This is a genomic window from Paraeggerthella hongkongensis, assembly GCF_003726035.1.
Taxonomy (GTDB): domain Bacteria; phylum Actinomycetota; class Coriobacteriia; order Coriobacteriales; family Eggerthellaceae; genus Paraeggerthella; species Paraeggerthella hongkongensis.
The window spans coordinates 17,447-44,149 of the sequence record NZ_QICD01000005.1; the positions used below are offsets into that span (position 1 = coordinate 17,447).

Annotated in this window: 23 protein-coding genes; 11 read left to right on the top strand and 12 right to left on the bottom strand. The window is 62.7% G+C overall.

Features of this window, described 5'->3' with window-relative positions:
• Nucleotides 1–88: 88 nt before the first annotated feature.
• Entirely contained in the window at nucleotides 89–1,513 is a 1,425-nt protein-coding gene (locus DMP08_RS04045; RefSeq protein WP_123191696.1) for an MATE family efflux transporter, read from the top strand.
• A gap of 30 nt (nucleotides 1,514–1,543) precedes the next feature.
• Here the strand turns inward: DMP08_RS04045 and DMP08_RS04050 are convergent, their stop codons facing one another.
• A complete protein-coding gene (locus tag DMP08_RS04050) occupies nucleotides 1,544–2,452 on the bottom strand; it encodes an NAD(P)/FAD-dependent oxidoreductase (protein ID WP_123191697.1) in 909 nt (302 codons plus the stop codon).
• A 241-nt stretch (nucleotides 2,453–2,693) separates the two neighbouring features.
• Between DMP08_RS04050 and thrH the strand changes: the two genes are divergently transcribed.
• Complete coding sequence (gene thrH, locus DMP08_RS04055; protein ID WP_244596791.1) at nucleotides 2,694–3,389, top strand: bifunctional phosphoserine phosphatase/homoserine phosphotransferase ThrH; 696 nt, start codon at nucleotides 2,694–2,696, stop codon at nucleotides 3,387–3,389.
• Here the strand turns inward: thrH and DMP08_RS04060 are convergent.
• From DMP08_RS04060 to DMP08_RS04080, 5 genes are all read right to left on the bottom strand, one after another.
• Nucleotides 3,370–5,319 carry a heavy metal translocating P-type ATPase gene (locus DMP08_RS04060; RefSeq protein WP_123191699.1) on the bottom strand — a complete coding sequence of 650 codons (1,950 nt, stop codon included), beginning with the start codon at nucleotides 5,317–5,319 and terminating at the stop codon, nucleotides 3,370–3,372. The genes thrH and DMP08_RS04060 overlap by 20 nt on opposite strands.
• Nucleotides 5,320–5,656: 337 nt before the next feature.
• Entirely contained in the window at nucleotides 5,657–5,932 is a 276-nt protein-coding gene (locus tag DMP08_RS04065) for a metal-sensing transcriptional repressor (RefSeq protein ID WP_114566838.1), read from the bottom strand.
• Nucleotides 5,929–7,176, bottom strand: a complete 1,248-nt coding sequence (locus tag DMP08_RS04070) for an MFS transporter (RefSeq protein ID WP_123191700.1) — start codon at nucleotides 7,174–7,176, stop codon at nucleotides 5,929–5,931. Before DMP08_RS04070 ends, DMP08_RS04065 begins: the two co-directional genes overlap by 4 nt.
• Before the next feature lie 209 nt (nucleotides 7,177–7,385).
• Nucleotides 7,386–7,808 (bottom strand): flavodoxin, encoded by a 423-nt coding sequence (locus DMP08_RS04075; protein ID WP_114566840.1) that lies wholly within the window; start codon nucleotides 7,806–7,808, stop codon nucleotides 7,386–7,388.
• Nucleotides 7,809–7,923: 115 nt separating this feature from the next.
• Nucleotides 7,924–8,616 (bottom strand): DUF3793 family protein, encoded by a 693-nt coding sequence (locus tag DMP08_RS04080; protein ID WP_123191701.1) that lies wholly within the window; start codon nucleotides 8,614–8,616, stop codon nucleotides 7,924–7,926.
• A gap of 367 nt (nucleotides 8,617–8,983) precedes the next feature.
• Between DMP08_RS04080 and DMP08_RS04085 the strand changes: the two genes are divergently transcribed.
• Together DMP08_RS04085 and acs are read left to right on the top strand one after the other, a co-directional pair.
• Complete coding sequence (locus tag DMP08_RS04085; protein WP_123191702.1) at nucleotides 8,984–9,634, top strand: hypothetical protein; 651 nt, start codon at nucleotides 8,984–8,986, stop codon at nucleotides 9,632–9,634.
• Nucleotides 9,635–9,662: 28 nt separating this feature from the next.
• Nucleotides 9,663–11,657, top strand: a complete 1,995-nt coding sequence (gene acs / locus DMP08_RS04090; RefSeq protein WP_123191703.1) for an acetate--CoA ligase — start codon at nucleotides 9,663–9,665, stop codon at nucleotides 11,655–11,657.
• 192 nt (nucleotides 11,658–11,849) lie between these two features.
• On the opposite strand, the gene DMP08_RS04095 is transcribed toward acs, so the two are convergent.
• Nucleotides 11,850–12,668 (bottom strand): MerR family transcriptional regulator, encoded by an 819-nt coding sequence (locus tag DMP08_RS04095; protein WP_123191704.1) that lies wholly within the window; start codon nucleotides 12,666–12,668, stop codon nucleotides 11,850–11,852.
• Nucleotides 12,669–12,958: 290 nt separating this feature from the next.
• On the opposite strand from DMP08_RS04095, the gene DMP08_RS04100 reads away from it, so the two are divergent.
• Nucleotides 12,959–13,702 (top strand): MarR family transcriptional regulator, encoded by a 744-nt coding sequence (locus DMP08_RS04100; protein WP_161555411.1) that lies wholly within the window; start codon nucleotides 12,959–12,961, stop codon nucleotides 13,700–13,702.
• Nucleotides 13,689–14,444, top strand: a complete 756-nt coding sequence (locus DMP08_RS04105) for a GNAT family N-acetyltransferase (protein WP_148042323.1) — start codon at nucleotides 13,689–13,691, stop codon at nucleotides 14,442–14,444. Before DMP08_RS04100 ends, DMP08_RS04105 begins: the two co-directional genes overlap by 14 nt.
• A gap of 21 nt (nucleotides 14,445–14,465) precedes the next feature.
• On the opposite strand, the gene DMP08_RS04110 is transcribed toward DMP08_RS04105, so the two are convergent.
• Complete coding sequence (locus DMP08_RS04110; protein ID WP_244596792.1) at nucleotides 14,466–15,491, bottom strand: LCP family protein; 1,026 nt, start codon at nucleotides 15,489–15,491, stop codon at nucleotides 14,466–14,468.
• 379 nt (nucleotides 15,492–15,870) lie between these two features.
• Here DMP08_RS04110 and DMP08_RS04115 point away from each other — a divergent pair, with 379 nt between their 5' ends.
• On the top strand, nucleotides 15,871–17,253 hold the full coding sequence (locus DMP08_RS04115; RefSeq protein WP_123191708.1) for a sodium-dependent transporter: 1,383 nt from the start codon (nucleotides 15,871–15,873) through the stop codon (nucleotides 17,251–17,253).
• A 165-nt stretch (nucleotides 17,254–17,418) separates the two neighbouring features.
• On the opposite strand, the gene DMP08_RS04120 is transcribed toward DMP08_RS04115, so the two are convergent.
• From DMP08_RS04120 to DMP08_RS04135, 4 genes are all read right to left on the bottom strand, one after another.
• Complete coding sequence (locus tag DMP08_RS04120; protein WP_123191709.1) at nucleotides 17,419–18,129, bottom strand: TorD/DmsD family molecular chaperone; 711 nt, start codon at nucleotides 18,127–18,129, stop codon at nucleotides 17,419–17,421.
• A gap of 136 nt (nucleotides 18,130–18,265) precedes the next feature.
• Nucleotides 18,266–19,408 carry an NrfD/PsrC family molybdoenzyme membrane anchor subunit gene (gene nrfD / locus DMP08_RS04125; protein ID WP_123191710.1) on the bottom strand — a complete coding sequence of 381 codons (1,143 nt, stop codon included), beginning with the start codon at nucleotides 19,406–19,408 and terminating at the stop codon, nucleotides 18,266–18,268.
• Nucleotides 19,409–19,420: 12 nt separating this feature from the next.
• On the bottom strand, nucleotides 19,421–20,038 hold the full coding sequence (locus DMP08_RS04130) for a 4Fe-4S dicluster domain-containing protein (protein WP_123191711.1): 618 nt from the start codon (nucleotides 20,036–20,038) through the stop codon (nucleotides 19,421–19,423).
• A gap of 15 nt (nucleotides 20,039–20,053) precedes the next feature.
• The gene (locus DMP08_RS04135; protein ID WP_123191712.1) at nucleotides 20,054–22,483 is read right to left on the bottom strand and encodes a molybdopterin-containing oxidoreductase family protein; all 2,430 of its coding nucleotides are present in this window, start codon (nucleotides 22,481–22,483) and stop codon (nucleotides 20,054–20,056) included.
• A 370-nt stretch (nucleotides 22,484–22,853) separates the two neighbouring features.
• Here DMP08_RS04135 and DMP08_RS04140 point away from each other — a divergent pair, with 370 nt between their 5' ends.
• The 4 genes from DMP08_RS04140 to DMP08_RS04155 all read left to right on the top strand — a co-directional run bounded on the left by DMP08_RS04140 (nucleotide 22,854) and on the right by DMP08_RS04155 (nucleotide 26,697).
• Nucleotides 22,854–23,771 (top strand): LysR family transcriptional regulator, encoded by a 918-nt coding sequence (locus DMP08_RS04140; protein WP_161555412.1) that lies wholly within the window; start codon nucleotides 22,854–22,856, stop codon nucleotides 23,769–23,771.
• A 54-nt stretch (nucleotides 23,772–23,825) separates the two neighbouring features.
• On the top strand, nucleotides 23,826–24,089 hold the full coding sequence (locus DMP08_RS04145; protein ID WP_161555413.1) for a LysR family transcriptional regulator: 264 nt from the start codon (nucleotides 23,826–23,828) through the stop codon (nucleotides 24,087–24,089).
• A gap of 328 nt (nucleotides 24,090–24,417) precedes the next feature.
• Complete coding sequence (gene ychF, locus DMP08_RS04150) at nucleotides 24,418–25,482, top strand: redox-regulated ATPase YchF (protein WP_123191715.1); 1,065 nt, start codon at nucleotides 24,418–24,420, stop codon at nucleotides 25,480–25,482.
• 87 nt (nucleotides 25,483–25,569) lie between these two features.
• Nucleotides 25,570–26,697, top strand: a complete 1,128-nt coding sequence (locus DMP08_RS04155) for an aldo/keto reductase (RefSeq protein WP_123191790.1) — start codon at nucleotides 25,570–25,572, stop codon at nucleotides 26,695–26,697.
• Nucleotides 26,698–26,703 lie beyond the last annotated feature (6 nt).

Genomic DNA, 26,703 nt, shown 5'->3' on the forward strand with positions numbered 1-26,703 from the left:
AAGGGATCTATAAGTTAGATAAGGATAACATTTAAGGGGCTCTGACGTTCGTCGGAGCCCCGAATCATCACATGTTTAGGAGAATGCCATGGCTGTTCAAGAGGAGAAGCGCACCGTTATGCTCACGGAATCGCCCGGAAGGCTCATGGTGTCGATGAGCCTTCCGGGCATCGTCGGCATGGTGGTCATAGGCTTGTACACGTTCGTCGACGCCGTGTACGCGGGTCAGCTCATAGGAGTGGATGCCATGGGCGCCGTTTCGGTGGCCTATCCCTTCACCTTCATCAACTCGGGGTTGGCCACGATGCTCGGGATGGGGTCGGCGTCGGTGCTTTCGCGAGCTATCGGCGCGCGCAACCAGCGCGTCATCGATCAAGTGATGGGGAACCTGACGGTCGCCGTCGTAGTCGCGTCGCTCGTTGTCGCGGTGCTCGGCATCGCCTTCGCCCGTCCTCTCTTGATGCTGACGGGAGCCGAAGGGCAGATGCTCGACATGGCGGTGGTTTATCTGCGAATCTTGTTTGCGGGCAGCCTGTTCGTGAACTTCGCGCAAAGCTCGAACATGATCATGCGTGGGGAAGGCGAGCTTGTTCGGGCCATGGGCATCATGGGCGGCGGCGCCGTGCTCAACATGATCTTGGCTCCCCTGTTCATCCTTGCTCTGCGCGATCAAGGCCTTGGAATCGAAGGCGCGGGCATCGCCACCGTTTTGTCCCAGTTCGTTCTGGCGGGCGTCATGCTGTGGTGGTTTCTCAAGCGTGAGAAAACGGCGCGCATGACGAAGTTGGCCATCGTCCCTGAAATCATGTCGGAGGTTTTGAAGGTAGGCGTTTCGGGTATGCTCATGCAGGTGCTCACGTTGGTGCAGTCGGCCATCGTGTATCGATCGGCCGCCGAGTGGGGAGGGTCGGAATGGCTCGTTCTCTTCGGGGCCGCGATGCGCGTCCAGGCGTTCGCGTTCATTCCGTTGTGGGGCATGAGCAACGGATTCCAGCCGGTTGCCGGCACGAATTTCGGTGCGGAGCGATACGATCGCGTGCGCAAGGCGACTGCTGCGTTCTGCCTGGGCGCGACGGTGCTGGCCCTGGTGTTCTACGTGCCCGTTATGCTGGCTCCCGATGCGGCTCTTTCCCTGTTCATAACCGATCCCGCCATCGTGGCTGCGGGCGCGGCGGACTTTCGCGTGTACTTTAGCACGTACGTGGTCATGGGGGTCATGGTCATGGGCATCACGCTGTTCCAGGCCGTCGGGCAGGGGGGAAAGGCGGCTATTCTGGCTTTGGCGCGCCCCGTTCTCTTGTTCGTGCCCCTTGTGCTGATCGTTCCGCGTTTGTTCGGCCTAGGGGTCCACGGCGTCTGGCTTGCCTGTGCGCTCACCGACGTCGTATTGACCGTAGCGGCCGCAATCACCATGGTTGCAGTGCTGCGCCGTATGGGAGGGCGAGCTGACGCCGCGCGTTCGGCTGAAGCTTGCGGTGCGCCGGTCGAGCGGGAAGAGCCTGCGAGAGCCTAGGATGCGCGGACGCGTCCTTGGGGTGCCGGCTTACCGCAAGGACGCGTTCACTGCGGCGATGGCGCCGTCGGAAACCGCGGTGGCTACCTGACGCACTTGCTTTGCTCGGATGTCGCCGGCGGCGTACACGCCGGGCAAAGCCGTTTCCATGCGCTCGTTCGTGGGGATGTATCCGTCTTGCAGGGCAAGCTCCCCTGCGTACAGCTGGCTGTTGGGCGTGCAGCCGGCGTACACGAACACGCCGCACCCCGGATCTTCGAGCGTGCGCACGCTTCCGTCCGCGAGGGAGAGGACGTCGAGCGCCTCCACGCGGCCGTTGCCATGTAGCGCGGTCACCGCCGAGGCGGGGAGCACTTCGATGTTCGGCGTTGCGGCGACCTTGCGCTGGAACTCGTCTATGCACGCCAATCGGCTTTCGACGCATATGATGCGCACTCGTTGCGCGAAGCGCGCCAGGAACAGCGCCTCTTTCACTGCGCCGTCCGCGCCCCCGATGACGTAGGTGCTCCTCCCTCGGTATTCGGCGCCGTCGCGCGCAACGTTGAGTCCGTATCCCTTGCCTGTCAATTCCGCCTCGCCGGGCACGCCGAGGGCGCGGGGCGTGCCCCCGTTTGCCAAAATGATGCGCGGCGCCCGATAAACGGCTCTATCGGTTGCCGCTTCTTTGACGTCTTCGGCGAGCGACGTGCGAAGCACTTGCTCGTGGACGATCTCGATTCCTGCCGCGCGCGCTTGGTCCTCGAGCCGGCGGGCGAACGACGCCCCTGTCTCGTCTTCGGAAACCCCGGCATAGTGAGTGACCGTGGACACGGTGCCGATGATGCCGCCCACGGGACCTTGCTCCAGCACGAGCGTCTTGAGACCGCGGCTGACCGCGTAGATGCCGGCGCTCGCGCCCGCCGGTCCTGCCCCTATGATGAGAACGTCGTAATCGTTCATGGTGAAACCTCCTTCACGTGACGTTGCATTCATTGTAGGCGTACGTCTTTTCGATGGTCCTGCGCCGTTTCTTATCCATCCATCACGATGCGTTATGGATGTCGGGCGAACGAGGACCGGGTCTCCGGCATCGAGCCGGGCGCTTGGCTGCGCGCCGCTTCGCGCCCGCCTAGGGGTTTTCGCTTCGCGCGGCGTCGCGCGTCCCGGTCGCGCCCTGAAAACCGGCCCGCGAGCGCGCTTCATGTGCGAAATGCGCGTCGAAGCCGCTATTATGGGCTTGTTGAGAAACCCGACTGCCGACGGCATCCGTCGCTCTATCAGGAGGAAGGTCCTTATGAACCTGGTTTGCTTGGATTTGGAAGGCGTGCTGGTCCCGGAAATCTGGATCGCGTTCGCAAGGGAGACCGGCATTCCGGAGCTCGAGCGCACCACGCGCGACGAGCCCGATTACGACAAGCTCATGGCGTACCGTCTGGATATCCTGCGCGAGCACGGCTTGGGCCTCAAGGAAATACAGGAAACCATCGCGCGCATAGATCCGCTCCCGGGCGCCAAAGAATTCCTGGACGAGCTGCGCGCCACGACGCAGGCTATCATCATCAGCGACACGTTCACGCAGTTCGCGATGCCCCTCATGGCGAAGCTGGGCTGGCCTACGTTGTTCTGCAACGAGCTCGAGGTTGCCGAAAGCGGCGAGATCACCGGTTTCCGCATGCGTTGCGAGCAGTCGAAGCTGACCACGGTGCGGGCGCTTCAATCGTGCGGGTTCGATACTATCGCAGCAGGCGACAGCTTCAACGATCTGGGCATGATCAAGGCCGGCAAGGCGGGATTCCTGTTCAAGAGCCCCGACTCCATCAAGGCCGACAACCCTGAGCTGCCGGCCTTCGACGAATACGACGACCTGCTGGCGGCTATCAAGGAAGCGTTGGGCTAGCGTCGCGATCTTCGAGCGGGCCGTGCGTCGCTTTCGATGCGCGGCCCGCTTTCCATGAGAGCAGCGTGGCCGAGTTCGCAATGACCATGATCGAGCCTGCGTTGTGCACGAGCGCGCCTACGACGGGATCGAGCACGCCCGTCATGGCCAGGGCGATAGCGATGAAGTTGAGGGCCATCGAGAAGGTCATGTTCAGCTTGATGGTGGTCATCATGCGGCGAGAGATCGCAAGCAAGTGGGGAAGGGCTGCGATGTCGTCGTGCACAAGCGCTATGTCGGCAGCGTCTACAGCGATGTCGCTGCCCGTTCCTCCCATGGCAATGCCCACGGTTGCGCGTTTGAGCGCGGGCGCGTCGTTGATGCCGTCGCCCACCATGCACACGGCATCGCCCGCTGCTTCAAGGCGCTCGATAGCGGCGGTTTTGCTTTCGGGCAGGCAGTTGGCGCTCACGTTTTCGATGCCGACCTGCGCTGCTATGCGCCTCGCCGCTCGGTCGTGGTCTCCCGTCAGAAGGATGGGCTCGATGCCGAGCGTCTTGATGCCCTCGATGGTTTTGCGCGCCGTGTCCCGTACGGTGTCGGACAGGGCGACGAATCCCGCTGCGCGCCCGTTCACGGCGGCGAGCACCAAGGTGCATCCTTGGTCGGCGTGCGGTAGGGAGGACGCCTCGATTTCTTCGATGTCAAGAACTCCCTGTTCCAGCAAAAGCCTCCGGTTGCCGGCAAGCACATCGTTTTCTTGAACGAAGGCTCGAACGCCGCGCCCGGGAATCATCTCGAAGGTTGCGGGCGACACGGGGTCGGCTGCGTTCTCTTTGGCTGTCGCGCGCTCGCGCCACCCGCGTACCACCGCCTTGCCCAGGGGATGCTCGCTCATGCTTTCCGCTGAAGCAACCAAGGAGTACAAGCGATCGCCCCCGCTTACGGCGGTTACCCGAGGACTTCCGTGAGTGAGCGTTCCCGTTTTGTCGAATGCCACTTTGCGCACCGTTGCCAGGCGTTCGAGCGCATCGCCTTCGCGCACGAGGATCCCGTGCTTGGTCACGTTGCCGATGGCCGCCATGATGGCGGTCGGCGTAGCCAGAACCAGAGCGCAAGGGCAGAATACGACTAGAATAGTGACCGCTCGGATGATTTCGCCGGTGGCCATCCAGGTGCCGCCCGCGGCCACCAACGCCACGACGACGATCCACGTAGCCCAGCGGTCGGCCAGCCGAACGATCTTCGCTTTGCCCGCGTCGGCGGATTCCACCAGGCTGATCATGCGGGCGAGCGAGCTGTTCTCGCCAACGCGTTCGGCGCGCATCTCGAACGCCCCGAACTGGTTCACCGTACCGCTTTTCACCTGGTCGCCCGGTGCTTTGTCCACAGGAAGCGGCTCGCCGGTCATCACCGATTCGTCGATGGAGGTGCAGCCGTTGATCACGGTGCCGTCGACTGCTACCGTTTCTCCTGGAAGCACGCGCACGACGTCTCCAGCCTGCACGTCTTGGGCGGGGACGGTGCGCACGTCCTCTCCGTGCACGATGTGCGCCGTTCGTGGGGATAGTTCGACCAGGCCCTCGATGCCGGCCCGTGCTTTCGCTACCGTCAGCTCTTCCAAAAGCGCGCCAAGCTGCATGATGAGGGCGACTTCCCCTGCGGCGAAGTTCTCGCCGATGGCCACCGCGGCGATGAGAGCCATGGAAACGAGGACGTCCGCTTTGACGTCGAATTCGGTGACCAGCCCTATGAGCGCGCCGATCACGATGGGTGCGCCGCATAGCACGATGGCGATCCACGCCGGATCGAAGGGGAGCAGGTCGGGGGCGAAGAAGCTGACGGCAAGGGCCAGGGCCGAGACCGCTAGCAGGACGACGTCTTTGCGGACGCCGCCGGCGTCCATTATCTCTTCGATTCTCTCCAATGCCGGTATGCGCACCGCGACCATCTCCTTATACCTTTATACCTATAGGGGTATAAGTATAATAGCGCGTCGATAAAAATTATCCAAGGAAAACTTTTATAGCATGGAGTATGTTTCGCTGTCGTATGAGAAGCGGCAGGGACCTTGCGGGGCGTGCGGCGGCCGCTTTCGGGCTGGTAAGTTCCGCCCTACGGCCGAACCCCGGTTTCAGCTGCACGGTAAGGCGAAACGCGGCGGACGGAGGCAACGGGAGTGCGTTGAAGCGACTCGCGCGGTTTTTCACGCGCATAAAACGCCGAACGTTGCGAGCAGGTCGTGTTCGCAACGTTCGGCGTTGAGGCTCGGCGGTTCTTGTGCGCCGTCACTTCATGTTCGAAAAGCGTTCCACCGCTTTCGTGAAGCTTTCTATGGTCTTGTCGGCGTCGCCGTGCTCGATGCCGTCGCGTACGCAATGCTGGATGTGCCCCTCAAGAACCACCTGCCCACACTTGTGAAGTGCCGATTTTGCGGCGTTGATCTGCGAAAGCACGTCTTCGCAAGGCACGTCTTGGTCCACCATGCGGTCGATGGCCTGCACCTGCCCGATAATTTTCTTCAGCCTGCGATGCAGGTTGTCGGCGTCCATGCACTGCTTCATGACGTTCCTTTCGATGGTGCCGCATACCCCGTGGTTTGCGGCGCATGCTCGTATTGTACTGGAAAAGCGCAGGCTGCGCGTTCGGGCGCGACGCGGTAGCTCTTCTCGAACCGCAGGAAGAACGCTACCAGCAAACCGGCCGCCATAAGCGAGAACGGCACTCCTGCAAGGCTCGGCCACGCGTATCCGGCTCCTGCGTTGAGCACGGCCTGCCCGATCATCGCCCCGAACGCGTTGCCCAGGTTGTACGCCACCTGCACGCACGCCGACCCGATCATCTCGCCGCCGCCGCGCCCGACGTTCACCATGAGCAGCTGTTGGGGGCTGGATACGAAGAACATGCCGAACGCGCACGCGAACATGAGCGCGGCGGACGACGGCTGCGTTCCCGAGAACAGGAAGATAAGCGCGAGCGTCGCGCAGCCCACGGTCTGCCCGATTGCCGACGTCTTTCCCGGCGTGGTTCGATCCGATACGCGCCCGCCCGCCAGCGACCCGATCACCATGCCCAGGCCCGCCAGCACCAAAAGCGCGGGAACCTGGAATGCGGGAAACCCTCCTACGTCGGTCAGCCAGGGCGAGACGTAGCTCCACCAGCAGAACACGCCCGTGTTTCCCAGCAGCACCGCGCCGATGACCAGCCAGGGGCCGGGTTTTTTCAGGAAGCGGAACTGGCCGGCAAGGCCCGCGTCGGGAATGGGATCCATGCGCGGGACGAAGCGCAGCACGAGCAGCAGCGACCCGACGGCCCAAACCGCGACGAAAAGAAACGCCGCGCGCCATGACAGCATGCCCGCCAAAAGCGTGCCGCCGGGCACGCCGAGCATGTTCGCCATCGTCTGACCGAGCACCATGATGGAGACGGCCTGGCCCTCGCGCCCCGGGTCGGCCAGCTTTTTGGCCGCGATGGTGGCGGTGCCGAAGAACGCGCCGTGGGGAAGTCCCGAAACGAAACGGGCCGCTGTGAGCGCTTCTGCACTGGGAGCTGCCGCCGCCGCAGCGTTGCCGACTACCATCAGCGCCACGAACAGGAGCAAAAGCCTTTTCGGGGGCACGCGCCTCCCGAACACCAGAAACAGCGTCCCTGCGCATACGCCCAAGGCGTACGAGGATATGAAGCTTCCGGCGTCCGGAACGCTGACGCCCAGGCCGACCGCAGCGATGGGGAGGATGCCCATCATGACGAACTCGGAGAATCCCAAGGCGAACGATCCGGTGGCAAGAGCTATGAGGCTTCGTTTCATAGGTCGGTGCGGTCCTTTCGAGATCGAGCCGACCCAGTATGCCACCGCTGCTGCGGGCAGCGCGGCGATTTTACCAGGATTGAACGCGGGTTCACAAAATGCGCGGACGTCGGGCGGGCGGTTGCAGCCTGTGCGGTTGCAGCAGCTTCGGCCGCGCACGAGGGCTAGGGCTGCGACCGCCGCAGCCGTCCGCCCGACGATTCGAATCCCTATTCGCCCAGCACGTTGCCCACGCGCACGCATTCGGCGCTGGCTTCGTCGTCGGGGTAGTCCTTGGCGATGACGGAATCTGCCACGATCAGACCGGCTTCCTCGGCGCGATGCTCCCAAAGCTCCATCCATTCGCCGTCGTTCCAATCGTACGAGCCGAACAGCACCACCGTGCGGCCGGCCAGCTTAGGCTCCACTTCCTCGTACATGGGAAGAAACTCGCCGTCCTCCAGCTCCTCGTCGCCCATGGCGGGGCATCCCAGGGCGAAGGCGTCGTAATCGGCCACGTGAGATGCGTGGAAGTCGGACGCTTGGAAGATGTCCGCCGTGCTTCCCTTCGCGCGTACGCCCTGCGCTATAAGGTCGGCCATGGCCTCGGTGTTTCCCGTTCCGCTCCAGAAAACGATTGCGATCTTGCTCATGTCATGCTCCTATCGGGTTGGTGTTCCTTCGCTGGTCGAGCGACGCGGGTGCGCTGCCGAAGCAAGCTGCGCGCCCGCGTCGCCCGACGTCTGCGTCAGGGTTCGGCACGTGGTTCTAGCCGGCGGCGCGAAACGCCTCTGCGGCGGGGAAGTCCTCGTCAAGCGAAGCGAGGCATTCCAGGGGAACCCCCTCGTCGAACAAGCACTCGTACACGGTGGTGCAATTTTTGTAGCAGCAGAAACATGCTTGGGCGTCGCGTTCCTGCGCGTACACCTTCCAGCAGCCGCTGCACAGGAAATTCTCGCCGTGGTTCTCGATGAACCCCACCACGTCTTCGTAGGGGTAGCCTAAAAAGAACCCGATCTCGTGCGGGAACGAGCAGCAGCCGGTCAGCTGGCTATTCAGGTCCGTTCCGCAGATGCGGCGATGCAGGCGCTCTATGCATGTGGAAAGGCAGGAAGGGTCGTAGCCTTCCTTGCGCAGGTATGCCGCTACGTTCTCCTGCTGGATGCTCAGCTTGAGGAGATGGGGTCGATACACGTACACAAGGGGGCCGGCCGGTCGTCGCGCCAGCACCTCGATGCGCACGCCGCACGGCGCCAACTTGACGCGCGCGGTGCGAAGCGCCTTCGAGAAGCTGTCCTGGTACTCGTGCGGGTCCACCGGGTTCGGTCCGTTCCCGCGAATTCCCGGCACCGATTCGTCGCGGCAGGTGAACAGGTTAGCTGGCTTGAGCGCTGCCAGCGCGGGGGTGCAATGGTGGATGAGCTTTCGCTCGAAGTCCAACCGGTAGTGCATGTCGTCCATAGTATCCGTTCTGCTCGAGAAAGTTAGGTTAGGGTAACTTATAACGAACGAAGCGATACGCGTCAAGGGATGCGCGCGAAAAAAGCTGCAAGATGCACTCGATTGCGTTGCGGCGGAGGAGCCGTGCGCCGGCGACGCGGTGCGAAAGGGATTTTTCGGCGCCAGCGTCGTTTCGCATGTCCGCTCGCGGCAGGGAAGGAACCGGTCGCAGGCGGGTATCGGGCATGCCGGTTGACCTTGTAATTGTTGCAACCCCCAGGATGGACCCACGCCCGAAAGCGATGAATGCCCGTTTCGGTTTTCATCCGCTTCGTTTCCGTTATGAATCCGTCCAGGCAAAAGCAGCGAAGAAGAAGGAGGCAGAACCATGAAGGCAACCAATAAGAAGACAGCAGCGAAGAATGCTTCGGTCCGCTCGGCGGCGTCGGCATCGTATCCTGGCGCAGACGAGCTTGTGGCTCGGATCGGTCAGCTCCATGGGCAAGAGCTCCGCTGCGCCGTGCGAGGGCTTGATGAAGCCGAGCTTCTGGCGTTCGCGGCGTCCGATCGGGTCAGTCGTGCCGTACGCATTGCTGCCATGGCCGCGCTCGACGACGTCGACCTTTTGATCTCGCTTGCATGCGCTGACGTGGCGACGTTCGTCCGGCGCGATGCGCTGCGGCGCATCGAGGAAGTGCTCGACGGCGGTCCCGTTGCGCCCGAGAAGATCGAGCGGCTGCTGCCGTGTCTCGCCGACCGGGACGTGATCGCGTTCGCCGTGGCCCTCATGGACGAGAGCGGCTTCGACTGGTGCGCCCGTTGCGATCGCAGCATCGGCTACGTGCTGTGCGCGGCCATGAGCGACTGTCGATCCATCAACGAGTCCGTTCTGCTGGAGGACGCGTTCGCCCAGCTGGCGCATTGTCGCCCCGACTTGCGCGCCGACCTGCAGGCGTGCACCCCGGAAAGCTTCATCCCCCGTACCGTGTACACCCCCATGATCGCGAGCGGCGCGCTGCTCGTCGACAACGTGGCGTAATCGACGAAAGACAAGATAGGAGCCCGCTATGAGGAAGACGAACACGCGCAACGCATTTATCAGGCAGATGCTCGAGAACGAGCGCCTTATCGAGGCGTCTCCGGAATTCAGCTACAAAGCCCTGGTCAAGAGCCGTCAGGACTATGACGAGATGTATCGCCGTTCCATTGAAGAGCCGGAGGCGTTCTGGGGCCAGATGGCGTCCGAGAACCTTGACTGGTACCGCGGCTGGGATGCGGTGGAGGAGTACGACTTTCACGCAGACGAGCCTTTCGTCCGCTACTTTCGCGGCGGTCAGATCAACGTGTCGTACAACTGCCTGGACCGCCATCTGGAGGGCCCGCGCCGCAACAAGGCCGCGCTCATCTGGCAGGGCGAGCCTTCGGAGGAAGTGGACGTCTACACCTACCAGCGCCTCCACCGCGAGGTTTGCAAGGCGGCCAACATGCTGTCCAGCTTGGGCGTGAAGCGCGGCGACCGCGTGGTGCTGTACCTGCCCATGGTGCCGCAGCTGGTCATCTCCATGCTGGCGTGCGCCCGTATCGGCGCCGTGCATTGCGTGGTGTTCAGCGGGCTTTCCGCCGAGGCGCTCAAGGATCGCATCGAGGATTCGGGCGCCACCGTGGTGGTCACTGCGAACTACGGGTACCGTTCCGGCAAGATCCTGCACCTCAAGGACATCTGCGACAAGGCTGTGGAGGCGTGCCCGCGGGTCAAGCACTGCGTGGTGGTGCGCCGCATCGAGAAGCGCACGGAGATGGTGGCCGACCGCGACGTATGGTGGGATGACATCATGGCCGGCGAGGCCCCGTCGTTCGAGCCCGAGCGCATGGAGTCGAACGACCCGCTGTTCATCTTGTACACAAGCGGCAGCACGGCGAAGCCCAAGGGCATCGTCCACGGCAGCGGCGGGTACCTTCTGTACGCGACGCTCACCACGAAGTACTCGTTCGATCTGAAGGAGAACGACATCTTCTGGTGCACCGCCGATGCGGGCTGGATCACGGGCCACTCCTACCTGGTGTACGGGCCTTTGGCCAACGGCGCCACGGCGCTCATGTTCGAGGGCGTGCCCAACTACCCCAAGCCCGACCGGTACTGGGAAGTGGTCGAGAAGTTCGGCGTGAACGTCCTGTACACGGCTCCGACCGCTATTCGCTCCATGATGAAGGACGGCGAGCGTTGGGTGAACGAGCACGACATCAGCAGCCTGCGCTTGCTGGGGTCCGTGGGCGAGCCTATCACCTCGAAGGCATGGTTGTGGTACTACTCGGCCATCGGCCAGGGCCGATGCCCCATAGCCGACACCTGGTGGCAGACCGAGACGGGCGGCGTCATGATCACCACGCTGCCCGGCGCCGTGGACATGAAGCCCGGATCCGCCGCGCTGCCGTTCTTCGGCATCGTGCCGAAGGTGGTGGGCGCCGACGGCGAGGAAACCGCGGCGGGAGAATCGGGAAGCCTTATGATCTCGCGCCCGTGGCCCGGCATGATGCTGGGCGTGCACGGAAACCGCGACACGTTCAAGAACGTGTACTTCCCGGTGCCGGGCGCGTATCTGACCGGCGACGGCGCGTATCGCGACGAGGACGGGTACTTCTGGATCACGGGCCGTATCGACGACGTCATCAACGTGTCGGGCCACCGCATCGGCTCGGCCGAGATCGAAAGCGCGCTGGTGTCATGCTTGCAGGTTGCCGAGGCGGCGGTGGTCGGCTATCCCCACCCGGTCAAAGGCGAGGGCATCTACGCTTACGTGACGCTCAAGGAGGGATCGATCATCAACGACGATCTGCGCGACGAACTGCGCAATCAGGTGCGCGAGGTCATCGGACCCATCGCCACGCCCGATGTGATCCATTTCGCGAAGGCGCTGCCCAAGACCCGCAGCGGCAAGATCATGCGCCGCATCTTGCGCAAGATCGCCGCCAAGGAGACGGACAACCTGGGCGAGATATCGACGCTTTCCGAGCCGTCCGTGGTGGCGCAGCTCATCAAGGAAACCGGACGCATGAGCGCCTAGCCGGTTGAGGGAATGGAGGAAGGGCCGCATCGAGAAGGGTGCGGCCCTTCTTGCGCGCTGCGTCCGGTTGCGGCGCGGCCTTGCGCCCAGATCTTGAGCCGCCCCTTGGTTCGAAGCTGCCCTGCGGGCGGGATCCTCGCCGATCGGGAGGGTGCCGTTCGTTTCGCTCGCATGTCGCGCATGCGCACGGCGCTACTCTTCTATCAACGTGGATATGTGCAGCAGGTAGTCTTCGGGGGAATCCGAGGTCAAATACGAGTTCACGTCCATTTCGAAGATGGGTCCCGCTTGGGTGAACCCTTCCTCTTCGATATAGGCCAGCAGGTCGGCGTAGGATTGCGCGACCGTATGCGGGCCTCCTTGATGCAGGATGACCGCATACGTCCCCTTGGGTTTGCGCAGGATGCGCCCTTCCAGATTCTCCGGGTTCTTCGGCGGATCGATCCAGGTGATCAGCTTGGTGTAGCGAAACGCTTCAGCGTGCTCGGCGTCCGGGACGTCCACGATCCTTCCCAGGGGAAACGTGGCAACGCTCGCGGCGGTTCTGCAGAACCGCGCGTGCTCGCTGATGGCTTGCGCGTACGTGCGCTCCGTGTGCGAGCACGCGATATCGGTGGTGATGAAGCAAAGCTCGTCCCAGTTGGCAAGCGAGGGCTTGCTTTTGGGGAAGCGAAGCGCGCGCTGGGTGATGTAGCGCATCTTCTCCATCATGCCGATGCGCGCGTTCAGCACGTCGCGCTGGCGCTGCAGGCAGTCGATGCGCTCTTGAATGCTTCCCAAGAACAGCTCGGTGGTGCGATGGTCCAGGTAGTCGCGGATCTCCTTCGTCGACATGCCGGCGTCCATGAAGAAACGGATGGCGTCGTAGAGGTACAGCTGCTCAAGCGAGTAGTACCGATAGCCGTTGTCGGCTATGATCTTGGGTTTTAGCAGGTCGATGCGGTCGTAGTGGATCAGCAGCTCCCTGCTGATGTTGCACATGCGAGAGAATTCTCCCGACGAGAGCAGCATGGGCTGCCTCCTTTCGCGGGCGCGGCGCGGCGCCGGACGATCCTTGGTGCGGTACGGCGCGAGCGACCCGGCTCGAATCCGACCGTTGGTAAAAGGAAATACTAGCACGCGCGCGTACGCAAGCGGTTGCGGAAACGGGCAGCGAGGAGAACGCGCCCGCAAGCGACCGTCAATCTTGCGTAAAAAGAGCCGGTACCTGTCAGAAAGTTCTTGATTTCCGACAGGTACCGGATTATTATATGCTCCTGCATTATGAAAGGTACCTGTCAAACCTTCTGGGGGAGCGCGATATGGACGAGAATTCGAAGTGCTCCAATCACGGGAGCGAAGACATCGAGACGACGGCGAATCGGATCGTCGACGAGCCTGCGCTCGACGTTAACGTGCTGATCTACGAAAAGCTCGTCGCGCTTCAACACCTGCTTATACGAAGACGGTTTGCGGTCGAAGGCGGAAGCCCTTTGGCCGATCCGACGCGCGGGCAGGGCAGGATCTTGGCGCTCCTGAAGGTGAAAGACGGTGTGAGCACCAAAGACATGTCCAACGTGCTTGACATCAGGACTTCGTCGCTCAACGAGCTTCTGGGAAAGCTCGAAGGCAAGGGCTACGTTTCCCGCGAGCAGTCGGAAGAGGACGGGCGCGTGATGGTGGTCAAGCTCACGGACAAGGGCCGGGCCGTCAAGCAGCCTTCCGCCAAAGAGGGTCCTGCGGATATGTTCGACTGCCTCGAGGAGTTCGAGAAAGAGCTGTTCGGCTCGTATCTCGATCGCGTCGTGACTGTGCTTGAAGACGAGATAGACGAATGCGAAGAAGGCGGTTTGGAAGCGGTTCGCCGTCAGCGTGAAGAGGCGTTTCGAAGGTTGTTCGGCGAGGATGACCGATTCGATGCGGAAGAGGGGCTTCCTCACTTTGCGGCGTTCGGGGCATTGGCTCATTTTGAAGGATTCGATTCGTTCGGCGGCAAACGGCGCGATGGTCGCGACGGCACCCGGCGCGGCGGTAGGCGAGGAGGCAGCATACATGAGGGAGTATAATAAGACGAGCGTCCCGGATTCGAGGAGGAGCGTTGCGGTGGGCGCGTCCTCCGTTGCTCCGGCGAACGTGATCGATCCGTTTGCCGAAGGCGTCTTCTCCGGCGGCTTTTCCGAGGAGATGCGGGCTATGGCGTTCGGGCTGGTCTTGCAGCTTGGCGAGGACGATTCGGACCTGCGCGCCGCGAACGAAGACGGTGAGATCGTTGGGTCTGCGGCTACGTTTCGCCTCGCGCACCAAGAAGATATAGCCACCATCTGCGATTTCCGCTGCGCGCAGTCGGTCGAGTACTGGGGGCTCGCCCCGTCGGGCGATGCGTGCAGGCTGTTCCATGCCGAGACCGAGGCGTTCCTGCGCCGTACGCTCAACACCAGCGTGTTCTTCGCGCTGGTGGAGCAGGGCGGCGAGGTGGTGTCGATGTCCGGCCTGGAAGCCGCCGACCGCATCCCCACCATCAGCGCCCACGGCGGCGCTCAGCGCAGCGCTACCGTGGTTGCATGCTATACGCCGCCGCAGCATCGCGGCAGGGGGTTCATGCGCCGCATGCTGTCGGCGTGGACGTCCATGGCTCCTATGCTGGGCATCGACACCATCTATATGGAAACGCACAACGATTCCATGCGGCACCTGGCGCAATCGGCTGGTTACGAGCATGTGTCCGACAAGTACCGTCTGACCCTGCCCGTGGGCGAGCCGCTTGGCGCCGACGCCGATTCTCAAGTGCGGTTGGTCGCCGCCTGCTAGCTTGGCGGGGATTGCGTTTCGCTAGCTCAGCGCTATCGTAGCGGACGTGCTGACGGGGGCTCGGGGTGACTCCGATGCCGCAGCGTACGCCGCCGTTGCCTGTGCGGGGTCCCGCCCTGCGTCGACGGCGTCCATGAGTGCTTTCCAGTTCTCGGGATCGGGCGTGACCAGCCACAGCTGCGTCTCTTCGTCGATGCCACCAGCGTACGGACCGCTGGTGGCGTGCACGGTGATCTGCGATCCGTCGACAAGCTCGTCGGCCCATAGCGACTGCGTTTCGAGCGACACGTTCGTGGCGACGAAGCCTTGCAGGGCTCCAAGCAAGGTCTTGGTTTGCGAAGGGTCGGCGAACGCCAGCTGGATGAGGTTCACCATCATCTGCCGGTCGACAACCTGGCGCATCATGTCCTGCTCCAGATTGTAGTCGCCGTAGCTTGTGCGGGTGCGCGAAAGCGCCATCGCGCGCCATGGCGTCAGGGTCTGCTCGCCTTCGGCGAACCGCTCGTTGGGATAGTCCTTCGTGTAGAAGCTGTAGTCCAGGGCGTACGGCAGGCTCACGTTCAGGCCGCCGAAGTGCTCCACGATGCCCTGCAGCCCCTCGAATCCGATCGCAACGTACTGCGTCACGTCCACGCCCGCGACGCTCGAGACCGCGGCGCACTGGGCTTCGGGGCCTTGGTCGCAGTACACCTGGTTGAGCTTCGATACGCCGCCGTCCGGCGCTACGTACTTGGTGTCGCGCGGCACGGTGACCAGCGATATCTGGTTGCGCTCGAAATCCAGGCGCATGAGCATCATGAGGTCTGCGCGCCCCGGGGTGTAGGCGCCCCAGGAGTCGTCGCCTATGACGAGCACGTACTGGGCGTCGGGATGCTCCGGTTGGGTAAACGGCGCATCGCGCACCGCTTGCGCGTCAAGCGCGTCGGTTGCGGTCTTGCTGTCGGATTGTTGCGCGGCGGAGCACGAACAGAGCAGCGTCGCCAAAAGCGTTCCCGCCAGCACGAGGATCGCCTTCCCGATAAGGCTCGTCTTTCCCGTTTTCGTCATGTCCACCATCCTTTTGATGCTGCCGCATCGTCGTGTCCGTGCGCTCCATGGTAGCGCACGGCGGGTCTTGCGGGAAAGCGCTCTCTGGTTGAGCGGGAAAAACCGTCCCAATCGAGCCGCGCCGCCATCTGAGGGAAGCCGTTGGGGCGCTTAAATCGCTCGCTCGCGGGGCGGAAACGTGCAATTTCGCAAGAAATCCTTTTCCCAGGTGGTTCTTGCGGCAAAACATGACCAGACGAAGGTTGTTTGCCGCTATAATTATGCACCTGGATCGCCGTGCTGGTAGGGAGAGACCGCAGGTGACGGCGTCCGAGTTCCCGCGAGCGAGATCGGTTGGCGGGAACCCCTGTCAATATTTGATCGACAATGGAGGAATCGAATGGCATCTACCGACGCACCCGCGCGCTCTGCGTGGTCGGGCAAATGGGCGTTCATCCTGGCTGCGGCCGCTTCGGCCGTGGGCTTGGGAAACATGTGGCGCTTCCCGTATCTGGCCGCCCAGTACGGAGGCGGCACCTTTTTGATCACGTACCTGGTTCTGGTGTTCACGTTCGGCGTATCGCTGCTGCTGCTTGAGACGGCGCTTGGCCGCAAGACCGGCCAGTCCGCCATCGGCGCGTTCAAGAGCTTCGGCAAGAAGTACGCGTTCATCGGCGTTTTGGCATCGGTGGTGCCGTTCATCATCACGCCGTATTACTGCATCATCGGCGGCTGGGTGACGAAGTACGCCGCTGCGTACCTGATCAACGGCCCCGAGGCGCTTGCCGATGGCGGCGACTTCTTCACTGGCTTCATCACCAGCAACACCGAGAGCTTCCTGTGGATGCTGCTGTTCATGGCCGTCGTGTTCATCGTGGTGTCCCTGGGCGTGAAGGGCGGTATCGAGAAGGCGAACCTGGTTATGATGCCGGCGCTTATCATCATGGCCGTGGGCATTTCTATCTACACGCTCACCATGCCCGGCGCTCTTGAAGGCGCTCTGTACTACCTGGTGCCCGACTTCAGCAAGTTCTCTCCCGAACTGGTCATCGGCGCGCTCGGTCAGATGTTCTACAGCTTGTCGCTTGCCATGGGCATCATGATCACCTACGGCTCTTATCTGGACAAGAAGTCCAGCCTGACCTCGAGCGTCACGCGCATCGGCGGCTTTGACATCGGCGTGTCGTTCCTGGCCGGTCTCATGATCGTGCCCGCCGCGTTCGTGGCCATGGGCTCGGGCGAGGCTGTTGCGGAGAACTCCGGCCCGTCGCTTATGTTCGTTATCCTGCCCACCGTGTTCGCGGATATGGGCGGCGCTGCCACCATCATGGGCTTTTTGTTCTTCCTGCTGGTGCTGTTTGCCGCGCTGACCAGCGCCATTTCACTTACCGAAACCTGCGTCTCCATCGTGCAGGACGGTGCCGGCTGGTCGCGCAAGAAGGCGCTCATCACCGTTATCAGCGTGGTGGTCGCAGCGGGAATCTTCGTCAACCTGGGATACAACGGGTTGTCGTTCATCGAGCCGATGGGTCCGGGATCGAGCCTGCTCGACTTCTTCGACTTTATCTCCAACTCGGTGATCATGCCCATCGTGGCACTGCTCACCTGCGTCTTCGTCGGTTGGATCATCAAGCCGAAGACCATTATCGACGAAGTGGAGCTGACCGGTCCGTTCAAGATCAAGAATGCTTGGACGTTCATGATCAAGTACGTCGCGCCGGTGCTGGTGGTCGTCATCCTGGTGGCGTTCGTTGCTCAAACGTTCGGGCTGATCAAGTTCTAGCGTCGCCTTGCGTTCGCTTGTCGCATGCTCTCGAAGCGCCCCGCATCGTCGGGGCGCTTCGTGCGTCGGGGCATGGCGCGCACGCCTCGCGCGACATGCCCCGCGTCGCGCCGGCGGGCATCGTCGATCCGAAAACGTGTTTTCGGATCGACGATGCGGCTCGCCTTACTGCGCGCAGCCCGAAAGGTAGCGGTCCATGAACGCGGAGCCCGCTTGGCCGAGCCAAGGGTACACCGCGCCGCGCCCCGATTCCGCGCAGGCCTTGAACAGGTCGGGGATCCAGCAGGCCACATGCGGCTCGAAATCCGAGAGCGCCTGCTTCCAGCGCCGGGCCTCCTCGCGGTCGTCCCGGCCGAGCGCGTCGGCCAGGCGGGAGTGCAGGTACGCCATGAACTCCAGTTCGATGGCCGCGTGGTCCCCCGGTTCGCGAGAGCGGTCGTCGGCTAGAGCGAGGCCCGCCGCGCGATAGCAGCTTTCCGCGTGCAGGGCGGCTTCGTTGAGGAAGGGGGTGGAGGGGGCGTCCGCATGATCGCGCAGGTCCCGGAACCTCATTTCGCTGACGGGCACGAGAGGGTGCTTGGGATGGGTGAACAGCGCGGTGTAGTCTCGCCTGAGCGCCGTTCTCGTCTCGCGGGCCGTGAGGCTCCCCTGGCGGATCCGGCCCTCGTGCTCGAAGCGCGCGCTCGAGGGGTCGATGCCCGCGTCCTCGAAGATGGAGCGCATGTCCTCGAACACGGTCCCGTCGAGGACGCCTTGCGCCAGCTCGTCGGTGGGGTTGACGAAGAACATCGACGCCAATCTGAAGAAGTCCGCGCATCCCAGAAGGCGCGTAAGATCCGGTTGCTTCGGGTTGTCGCTCGCAAGCGCGTTGTTCATGAAGAATGCTCCTTTGCTCGTACGATGAAAAAGCGGGAAGACCCGGGAAACGAGGTCTTCCCGCCAGAGGAGGGGTTCGTTCGGGTGCGGAGCCTCTATATCGGGAGGAGTCCGCACCCGATGGATGGGTTCGGGGTTACTTCCCCAGCTTGAGCTTGGAGATGCCCAACGTGAGGGCGAGCAGCCCGATGCCGATGATGCCGAGCGCCACGCCCCACTCGATCATCGCGGGGAAGTACGCGCCTGCCGGAGCCCCCGGTGCGGCGGCGGGGCCCGCGAATCCGATCAACGGGTTGTGCAGCTGCGCTTGCAGCATGTTGTACTTCACCAGAAAGATGGATGCGAAGGCCAGGGCGGCTCCTGCGACGTGCAGGGTCTGGGACTTCTGAAGCAGCAGTGCGATGCCGGCTACGGAACACGCTGCCTCGATCCAGAAGAAGGGCGCTCCCGGTCCGCTTGTCAGCCAGGCGGCAACGGCGGCCTCTTCGCCCACGGCGATGTACAGGCCGCTGAACGCCTCGGTCAGCGAGAAGGCGAGCTCGGCGACAAGGAACAGGGCGACGGCGCGCGAGAAGCCGCGGGCCACCTTCGCGCTCATGGGCAGATAGCCGCTGCGGTCGAGCATGGCGTACACGATGACGAGCACCGATCCGCCGGCAACGACGGCCGCGATGAAGAACGAGAGCATCAGGCCGGGGTTGTTCCAGGTGGGACGTGCTACCTGGAGCGCGAATGCCAGCGAGGTCACCGTTACCAGCAGGGCGGCGACGAACGCGGCGAACGCCAAGGGGCGCACGGAGCTTTCGGCCAACTTGCCTTCGGCCGCTTTGACGAGCGCGACGGTGAACGCGCAGCCCAGCGCCACGTAGGCAATCAGGATGACGGTGTCCCAGAACAAGGGGGACATGATCTGGAAGCTGGTCAGGATGGAGAACGCGCGAAGCGGGTTTCCCGTATCCACCAAGATGAACAGGCCCGCGCACAGGCACCCGCATGCCACGGCGACGAAGGAAGCCACGCGAGCATAGGGGCGGTAAGCTTCCAGGCCGGAGAACGCGAACGGCGCCGAGGCGAACAGCAGGCACCCCGCGGCAACGCCGGTGAACAGCAGGAAGCCTACGATGTAGAGGCCCCAGGTGATGTCGTTGCCCAGGTTGGCCACGTGCAGGCCCTGCGTTGCCTGAAAGATGAAGCAGGCGGTTCCCGCAAGGGCGAACGCAGCGAATATCCCCAGCAAGACGGCGGTCGAGGAGCGTTTGATCGTGGTCGATTCAGTCATTGAGGCACTCCTTTACGCCAAGTAGTACACGGAAGGCTCCGTGCCCTTGTCTTCCAGCAAGCGAACGGTGGGACGTCCCGCGATCGCGCGCGACACGTCGCTGTCGGGATCGTCCAGATCGCCCCAGTACCGCGCTCGTCCGGGGCAGTGCTCCATGCAGGCGGGCTCTTCGCCGCGCGCAAGGCGGTTGGCGCAGAAGGTGCACTTCTCCACTACGCCGGCAACGTGCTTGGGGGCGTCGAAGTCGCCCAAGGGGAAATCGACGGCGTAGGCCGGCTCTTCCCAGTTGAACGTGCGGGCGCTGTAGGGGCAGGCGCCCATGCACATGCGGCAGCCGATGCACTTGTCGACGTCCTGCACCACGATACCGGTCTTCTCGTCGCGCCACGTTGCTCCTACCGGGCAGACCTTGGCGCAGGCCGGGTTCGCGCAGTGCTGGCACCCGATGGGGTAGTGCGCCATGGTCACCTGGGGATACGTTCCTTTTGCGGTGTCGGGGTAGTCGCCTCCGTCGGTGAGCACGCGGTTCCACCACATTTTGTTGGGCAGGTTGTTGTTCGACTTGCAGGCTACCGCGCATTCCGTGCAGCCGAAGCACAGCTGCAGATCGATTGCCATTCCGTAATGCATGCAGGTTCCTCCTTTCTAGACCGTTGCCTTCTCGATTTCGATGAGCGTGTCGAAGTAATAGCTGTTCGCCACCACGGGGGTCACGTTGTATCCCAGCAGGTCGCAGTAGAATCCGTCGACGAACTGGTCGAGATCCCAGCCGTGGTCGATCACGACCATGCCGGGGCGGATGCCGTTGTTGAACCGCACGCGCAACGTGCAGGTGCCTCGATCGTTGAACATGCGGATGTAGTCGCCGTCGGCTATGCCGCGCGCTTCGCAGTCCACGGGGTTGACGGCAACGTAGGGCTCGTCTTCGAACTCGAGCAGCCAGGGCACGCGGGTGTACTGCGTATGGACCTTGTACTTGCTTCGCTCGGACGTGAACACCAGCGGGTACTTCTCTGCCAGGGGATTTTCCTTCCAGGCTTCCATGGGCGGCTCCCAGTAGGGCAGGCGCTCTTTCATGAAGTCGATCTTCTGACCGTAGTCGGTGTCGAGCGGAATGGATTCCTGGTAGAACTGCAGGCGGCCCGTCGGCGTGCCGTACGTGCCCTCCTGGCCCATGACGCGATCATCGGGCTCGAAGGTCAGAACGGAGCCCTCCTTCTTCACGCGATCCCAGGTGAGATCGATCTTCTTCGCCGTGGGGTTGTCGAATACGGCGTTCATGAGCTCGTCGATGTCCTTGAAGTCGTACTCCTGCAAATCCATCTTCTCGAACAGCATCTTGAAGATGTCGAAGTCGCTCTTCGACTCGTACAGGGGCTCTGCGGACTTCGCGTTATGGAACACGTAGCGCGTGTCGTCGCCCGAAGCGGTTTCCGTTTCGAAGTAATGGCAGGCCGGCAAGACGATGTCGGCGTAGTTCGTGGTGCTGGTGGAAACCACGTCGGCCACTACCAAAAGCTCGACGTCTTCCAGGAACTTGCGCCAGCGCACGCCTCCCACCTGGGTGCCGAACAGGTTGTGGTCCCAGATGTAGAGGGTCTTGATGTTGATGTCCTTGTCGCCGTATTTCTTGGATTCCATGCAGTTGAGCAGGGCGGGCGAGTAGAACACCTGGCTGCCGGGCGCTCCCTTGGGATTCGCGAGGCCGTAGGGCATCCAGCCGATGGAGATCTCTCCGCGGAACATGCCCTTCGCCGTGTTGCCGGGGTGACCGTATTGGCCGGCGATCATGCACATGGAGAGGATGGACGAGAACGTTGCCATGCCGTTGGTGACATGGTCGAGGCCAAGGCCTATGTTGACGGAGTTGTGGCCGTCTTGAACCATGTGGGCAAGCTCCCTGATGGTTTCGACGGGAACGTCGCAGATTTCGGAAGCCTTCTCGGGAGTCCATTCGGATACGCGCTCAAGCAGCAGGTCGTACGCCGTTTTCACCTCGATGCCTTCGATGGAGAAGGCGCCGCGGATCACCGGGTCGGCAACTTCGCCCAGCGCGCCCAAGGTTCCGTCTTCGGCGCGCACGACGCACTTGTCCTCGGGCGTGCCGACCGTGGCCTTGCCGATATCGCTCAGGCGGAGGTACTTGCCGTCGGCCTCTTTGACCAGGCAGGGCGCTACGGTGTCCGACTTCAGGAAGTCCTCTTTGGCAAGGCCTTCGTTTACCAGGACATTTGCCATAGCCAAGGCGAGGGCGCCGTCGGTGCCGGGGTGGATGGGGACGAACAGATCGGCCTTCGAGGCTGCGATGGTGAACGTCGGATCGATGACGATCATCTTGGCGCCATGCTCGACCTTTGCGCGCAGGAAGTAATGGAACGTCTGGCTGTCGCCTTCGGAGGGGTTGAAGCCCCAGATGAATATGTGCTTGGCGTTCTTGAGGTCGTTGCGACCGCCGCCGCCGACGCCCTTGAACGCGCCCACGATAGGAGGAAACGATGCGTAGAACACGCGGTCCTGGGCGGCGTCGAGCAGCGTTGCGCCCATGGCGGAGCACAGGCGCTTTCCCTGCTGGGAGTCGGGGGTGATGTTGCCGGAGCCGCACAGGAAGCCGTTGGCCCGAGGGCCGTACTTCTCGTTGACCTCTTTCCATTTGTCGGAAATGGTGGTGATGGCTTCGTCCCAGCTGATCTGCTCCCATTTGCCCTCGCCGCGCTCGCCTACGCGCTTCATGGGGTATTTGAGGCGGTCCTCGGCGTAGACGCGCAGCGCATGGGTCAGCCCCTTGTTGCAGACGCGGGTCACGTCGGGATCGCTTTGCTTTCTACGGGATGTTTTGACGATCTTTCCGTCGCGGACGTGCACGTTCATCTGGCAGCCGGCGCCGCAGCCTCCTCGGCAGGTGCCGGGCTTGACGATGTCCTCGCTTGCGCCGGCCTTCTTCTCGTCCGCAAAGGCCAATTCGCTTTCGCATAGGCTCGACCCCAGGCCGGCCGCGACGGCTGCCGCGGCAGAGCCCTTCAGAAAGCTCCTTCTCCCTATGGCAGCGCTCAGGATGGTTCCTTCGGCATGCTTCATGCGTATGCTTCTCCTTCTTTCTTGAAGTAGCGGTTCTTGTGGCGGGATGCGCTTGACGCGTGCCGTGACGCATGGAGATGCGCAAAGCTTCGCGCGTGAGCTTTGCGGACGCTTCCCCTCAAGTCGCCCCGTGCCTTGTCCCCCGTTAACGGGCGTGAGTATCTTAACGAGGATGCGCGCCGGGCGAGCGTTCGCCTTTTTTATGCGCCTATTCGATTTGCCCTTGCATGCGGCTCCGGATTCGCGGTCGCGCCATTCGCGTCCGAAGTGCTTTACCTGCGATGAAGTGCGGCAAGATGTTGCCCAGAAGGGAAACACTCGGTATTATCGGAAGATACGCTCGAATCAAGATGAGCAGGGGGGAGGCGCCGTGAAGCTTGAGCATATCAGGGAGTTCGTCACGTTGGCTCGGTGCGGCAGCTTTCAAGAAGCCGCAGATGAGCTGTACGTTGCTCGTCCAACGTTGAGCAATCATATGAGGGGGCTCGAGCAGGAGCTGGGATTCGCTTTGTTCGACCGCTCGGAAAGCAACGAGCTGACCGATGCGGGCGCAGCGTTTCTCGATGGTATGGCGCGGGCGCTGGATACGATCGATTCGGGTTTGGAACGATGCCGCGCGCTCGCAGACTTGCGCGAAGAGCAGGACCAGGTGGTGAACATATCGCTTCGTTGCTCGGTTTTCGAGCTGCGCGCCATGTTGGAGAAGCACTGCCCCTGCCGCTACGCCTTTGCAAGCTACGACAACAAAAGGCCGATGCTGTACCCGTTCGCGCAAGAGGCCGCCGATGTCATGGTCATGTACGATCTCGACCTGCTGCCCGCTTTGCGCATGGAGGTCGAGAGCATGGGTTTGCTCTACGAGCGGTACGGGCACGAGCCGTGCGCCGTGGCCATGAGGGAGGACCACCCGCTGGCGAGCGGGCCTCTGACGCGCGATCGCTTGCGCGGCGTCGAGATCGCGCAGCTTGACGTGATCGAGTCGGAAAGCTGGAAGCGCATCATCGTCCATATGCTGGGCGACGACATGGACTTGAGATTTCGCTTGATCCCCATGGGCAACCTGCTGAACTTCTGGACCGTCGATCTCGAAGATTCGATTTTCATTTCGATGAAGTCGATGCTCGCGCAGTATTTCGCTCGGCGGGAAGGCTATGTGATCAGGGATTTGGTTGACGATGCCCCTTTGTTGATGCCGCGGAGCCTGGTGCATCGACCAGTGTCCGAACGGCCTTGCATAGCGCCTGTCCTGGACACGTTTCGCGATCATCTTGCAAGGGGAGAGCGGTGATGGGGACGGGAGCGCTTGCGGTGCGTCGTCGAGGGTTGGAGCGGAGGTGCTTCGGTGAAGATTGAGCTTTTGAGGGGATTCGTGACGCTTGCTCATCACGGCAGCTTTCGGGCGGCGTCCGAGAAGCTGTTCGTTTCCCAGCCCACGCTGAGCAACCATATCAAGGCGCTCGAGCAGGAGCTGGGCTTCGAGCTGTTCGATCGCTCGCGCGATAACGAGCTGACCGACGAAGGGGCGCTTCTTCTGGATGCGGCCCAGTCGGCTTTGCTGATCATCGACTCGACGCTTGAGGAGTGCCGGGAGATGGCCGGCGCATGACGGCGCGCTGAATCGCATTGCTGGGCATCGTCGATCCGAAAACACGTTTTTGGGTCCAAAAACGTGTTTTCGGATCGACGATGGCTCACGTGCAGCGACCTGCACGAGGTGGTGGGTCGTCAGCCTGCACGGGCGCACGCCAACGAACATCGTCGCCCCAAACGGACGTTTTGACGGCGAAAAGCGTCCGTTTGGGGCGACGATGCGGTCAGGCGCGCGAAGCTGCATGCGCTGATAGGTTGCGTGGGGTCTGTACGCGCATGCGCACGGACCCCTTTCATTTGCTATCATGGTTCGATACGTTTCAAACGCTTGAGAAGGATATTTCATGTCATTGTCCATCGGTATCGTCGGCTTGCCGAACGTCGGCAAGTCTACGCTGTTCACGGCCCTCACCAACAAAGGCGGTCTTGCGGCCAACTATCCCTTCGCCACCATCGAGCCCAACGTGGGCGTGGTGCCCGTGCCCGACACGCGTCTGGACGCGCTGGCCAACATCGACCACCCCACGCGCATCGTGCCCGCTACCATCGAGTTCGTGGACATCGCGGGCCTGGTGGCCGGCGCCAGCCAAGGCGAGGGCCTTGGCAACCAGTTCCTTGCGAACATCCGCGAAACGGACGCCATCTGCGAGGTCGTGCGCTTCTTCGGCGACCCCGACGTGGTGCACGTTGCGGGCAAGGTGGATCCGCACAGCGACGTGGATACCATCAAGACCGAGCTCATGCTGGCCGACATGGCCACCATCGAGAAAGCGCTGCCGCGTCTGGAGAAGGAAGCGAAGCGCGACAAGGACGGCGCCAAGAAGGTCGAAGTGGCCAAGAAGGTGCTCGCGGGCCTGGACGAGGGGCATCGCGCGCGCACGCTGGGCCTCGACGAGGACGAGCGTGCCGCTATCTACGACCTGCACTTGCTGACCATGAAGCCCATGCTCTACATTGCCAACGTGGACGAGGACCAGCTGGACGCCGAACTGCCCGAGATCGACGGGTGCCGCCCCGTGCCGATCAGCGCGAAGGTGGAGGCGGATCTGGCCGAGCTTGATCCGGAGGAGGCGAAGGAGTACCTGGAAGCCATGGGCCTTGAGGAAAGCGGCCTGGCCCGCTTGGTGCGCGAGGCGTACAAGCTGCTGGGCCTGCAGTCGTACTTCACCACGGGCGTGCAGGAAACGCGCGCCTGGACCATCCCCATCGGCGCGAAGGCCCCGCAGGCTGCCGGCGTCATCCATACCGACTTCGAGCGCGGCTTCATCAAGGCCGAGACGGCCTCGTACGAGGACTACGTGGGCCTGGGCGGCGAAAAGGGCTGTCGCGACGCCGGCAAGCTCCGCCAAGAAGGCAAGGAGTACGTGGTGCAAGACGGCGACGTCATGCACTTCAAGTTCAACGTGTAAGCAGCGCGATGATGCGATAAGCTGCATAACGCCTGACGAAAGGCTGTTATGCAGCTTTTTTATTGGGGGAACGTGCGGAGGACGAACATGCAGACGAGCGAGAAATTGGCGCCATTGGGCTTCGGGTTCATGCGGCTGCCGGAAACAGAACTGCCGGATGGGTCGAAGGAGATCGACATCGAGCAGGTCAAGGAGATGGTCGACCTGTTCATGGATGCCGGTTTCACGTATTTCGACACGGCGCGCGGCTATCATGGCGGAAGGTCGGAGGCGGCGTTGCGCGCGGCGCTCGTGGATCGCTATCCGCGCGAATCGTTCCAAATCGCGACGAAGCTACCGGCGTGGCTGGCGAAGGACGCCGATCACGCGCGCGCCATGTTCGACAAATCCCTGCGCGAAACCGGTGCGGGCTACTTCGACTACTTTCTGCTGCACAACCTGGGGGAGGACCGCACCGCTCAGTTCGACGAGTATGGATTGTGGGACTTTCTCGCGCAGAAGAAGGAAGAAGGGTTGATCCGCAATCTGGGTTTTTCCATTCATGACAAGGCCGACGTGCTCGAAGAGGTGCTGGCCGCTCATCCGAACATGGATTTCGTGCAGGTGCAGATCAACTACGCCGATTGGGAAAGCCCGACCATCGAATCGCGCAAGTGCTACGAGGTTGCGCGCGCCCACGGCTTGCCCGTGGTGGTGATGGAGCCCATCAAGGGCGGATCGCTTGTGAAGCTTCCCGATGCGGCGGCGAGCCTGCTGAGCGCGGCGCAGCCTGACGCGTCCCTGGCCTCGTGGGCATTGCGCTTCGCCGCGTCGCTGCCGGGCGTGGTTTCCGTTCTGTCCGGCATGTCCACTCCCGATCAGGTGCGGGAGAACGTGCGGATCGTGCGCGACGCCCAGCCGATGGCCAGCGAGGAGCGCGCGCTGCTCGATCGGGTGCGGGCTATCTTGGACGGCATCCCCACGGTGCCCTGCACGGATTGCCGGTACTGCTTGAAAAACTGCCCGCAGGACGTGCGCATCCCGGCGGCGCTCGCGTCGCTCAACATCCTGGCGCTTTACCATGACGAGTTCCGCGCTCAGGAAAACTACGATTGGAACGTGTCCGACGGCCTTGCGTCGTCGTGTATCGCGTGCGGCGCGTGCGAGGACGTGTGCCCACAGCATATCCCCATCGTCGAGGAGCTGGCGCGCGCGGCAGAGCTGTTCGAGCGTTAAAGGGGG